The following is a 2,846-nucleotide window of genomic DNA, read 5'->3' as shown; positions in this document are numbered from 1 at the left end:
CCTGAGCGCCCTCCGCCACTGTCCACCATGCACAATCAACAGGCGGTTTTTGTCACACATGCTGAACGGCTGTGACGCTAGTCTCAGCGTGTCGGCACAGGTCGGCGGTCCCCGCTGCGGGGCCCGCCCGTCCCCGCGGTGCACCGCCGCGCCGTCGACGCCGTTCTCTTCCCGCACGCCCAGCAAAGGACAGCCGATGACGCCGAACGTTCTTCCCTTCCCGGAGGTCGTGGACGGGAGCCTGAGCCCCGGCGGACCGCTCGGGGATGCCCAGGCCCAGCTGGCCGCGGCCGTGGCCACCCTGGGCTACGAGCCGGGCCTGCACGAGCTGCTCGCCCGCCCGCGCCGGGAGATGACCGTCTCCGTGCCGCTGCGCCGCGACGACGGGTCGGTGGAGATCCTCACCGGCCACCGGGTCCAGCACAACTTCTCCCGCGGTCCGGCCAAGGGAGGCCTGCGCTTCGCGCCCAACGTGGACCTGGACGAGGTGCGCGCCCTGGCGATGTGGATGACCTGGAAGTGCGCCCTGCTCGACGTCCCCTACGGCGGAGCCAAGGGCGGGGTCCGCATCGACCCCCGGAACTACTCCCAGGCCGAGCTGGAGCGGGTGACCCGCCGCTACACCTCCGAGATCCTGCCGATCATCGGCCCTGAGCGCGACATCCCCGCCCCGGACATCGGCACCGACGAGCGGACCATGGCCTGGATGATGGACACCTACTCGGTCTCCTCCGGCTACACCGTGCCCGGAGTGGTCACCGGCAAGCCCGTGTCCCTGGGCGGGTCCCTGGGCCGGGCCTCGGCCACCTCGGCCGGCGTCGTGCACGTCGCCCTGGCCGCCCTGGCCCACCGCGGGATCCCGGTGGCCGGCGCGACCGCGGCGGTGCAGGGCTTCGGCAAGGTCGGCGCCGGGGCGGCACAGTTCCTGGCCGAGGCCGGGGTGACCGTCGTGGCCGTGAGCGACCAGTACGGCGCCGTCCACGCCGCGGGCGGACTCGACGTGCCCGCCCTGCAGGCCCACGTGGCGGCCACCGGCAGCGTCGTCGGCTTCGGTGGCGGCGAGGTCCTGGACCCGCCGGCGCTGCTGGAGCTCGACGTGGACCTGCTGGTGCCCGCCGCCGTCGAGGGCGTCCTGCACGGCGGCAACGCCGAGCGCGTGCGGGCGAGGATCGTCGTGGAGGGCGCCAACGGCCCCACCACGGGCGAGGCCGACCGGATCCTGGACGAGGCCGGGGTGCTGGTGGTGCCCGACATCCTCGCCAACGCCGGCGGGGTGATCGTCTCCTACTTCGAGTGGGTGCAGTCCAACCAGGCGTACTGGTGGTCGCGGCAGGAGGTGGACGACCGGCTGGAGCGCCGCATGCTCCAGGCGTGGGACGGCGTGCTGGCCACGGCCGGCGCCCGCGGTCTCACGCTGCGCGAGGCCGCCACCGTCACCGCGGTCGAGCGGGTGGCCGACGCCCACCTCACCCGGGGGCTCTACCCCTGAGCACCGGCGCGGACGGCAACACCCCGGCAACACCCGCGCCCTACCCTGATGCCACGACCTGGCATCCGCCGGACGGAGGACCTCCTCCGGCGCCTTAAGATGGACGGGCGGGCCCAGTGCTGTCGCCCGCCCGTCCGACCACCCCTGAGACGCACCCGAGGCACCGGCGCCCGGTGTCGAAGCGTCGAGTACGAGAGGCTGTACAGATGAGCATCACGGACAAGGCCCCCGCAGGCCCCGGCACCACTCCCACCGGCACCACGACCGGGATCGACCGGGCCAGGATCGAGGAGGTCCTGGGCAAGACCCCGACGGGGCTGCTGATCAACGGCGCCTGGCGGGCGGCCAGCGACGGGGGCACCTTCGAGGTGGAGAACCCGGCGACGGGGGAGGTCATCGCGACCCTGGCCTCGGCCACCCGTGCGGACGCCGCCGCGGCCATGGACGCCGCCGCGACCGCCCAGGAGGGGTGGGCCCGGACCTCGGCGCGGTCCCGCTCGGAGATCCTGCGTGCGGCCTTCGACCTGGTCGTGGAGCGGGCGGAGGATTTGGCGCTGCTGATGACCCTGGAGATGGGCAAGCCGTACGCGGAGGCCCTGGGGGAGGTGAAGTACGGGGGTGAGTTCCTGCGCTGGTTCTCCGAAGAAGCCGTGCGCGACTACGGCCGCTACGTGGAGTCCCCCGAGGGGAACCTGCGGATGCTGGTCACCCGCAAGCCGGTGGGCCCGTGCCTGCTGATCACCCCGTGGAACTTCCCGTTGGCGATGGCCACCCGCAAGGTCGCCCCGGCCGTGGCCGCCGGGTGCACCATGGTGCTCAAACCGGCGCGGCTGACCCCGCTGACCTCCCAGTACTTCGCCCAGATCATGATCGAGGCCGGCATCCCGGCCGGGGTGCTCAACGTGGTCTCCTCGGCCTCGGCCTCGTCCGTGTCCGAGCCGATCATGGCCGACCCACGGTTGCGGAAGGTCTCCTTCACCGGCTCCACCCCGGTGGGCAAGCAGCTGATGAAGGCCGCCACCGACCAGGTGCTGCGCACCTCCATGGAGCTGGGCGGCAACGGGCCGCTGATCGTCTTCGAGGACGCCGACATCGACAAGGCCGTGGCCGGGGCGATGGCGGCGAAGATGCGCAACATGGGCGAGGCCTGCACCGCGGCCAACCGCCTGCTCGTCCACGAGGACGTCGCCGATCAGTTCGTGGCCAAGCTCGCGGAGAAGATGGCCGCCCTGACCGTCGGGCCCGGTACCGAGCCGGGCGTCAACGTCGGGCCGCTGGTGGAGGCCAAGGCTAGGGACTCCGTCGAGGAGTTCGTCAACGACGCCGTCGCCCGCGGCGCCAAGGTCGTCGTGGGGGG

General features: G+C 72.8%; 2 protein-coding genes. Both read left to right on the top strand.

What is annotated here, in order from left to right; translation table 11 throughout:
- Positions 1 to 196: 196 nt before the first annotated feature.
- The gene (locus tag VN520_RS24125) at positions 197 to 1,489 is read left to right on the top strand and encodes a Glu/Leu/Phe/Val dehydrogenase (RefSeq protein ID WP_325749030.1); all 1,293 of its coding nucleotides are present in this window, start codon (positions 197 to 199) and stop codon (positions 1,487 to 1,489) included.
- A gap of 296 nt (positions 1,490 to 1,785) precedes the next feature.
- A partial coding sequence (locus tag VN520_RS24120; RefSeq protein WP_325749031.1) for an aldehyde dehydrogenase family protein occupies positions 1,786 to 2,846 on the top strand: 1,061 nt, incomplete at its 3' end.

Origin of the sequence: Streptomyces sp., assembly GCF_035563135.1 — a bacterium.
In the GTDB taxonomy this organism is placed as follows: domain Bacteria; phylum Actinomycetota; class Actinomycetes; order Streptomycetales; family Streptomycetaceae; genus Streptomyces.
The sequence above is the reverse complement of the archived record's forward strand: the minus strand, read 5'-3'. Positions and strand labels throughout refer to the sequence as shown.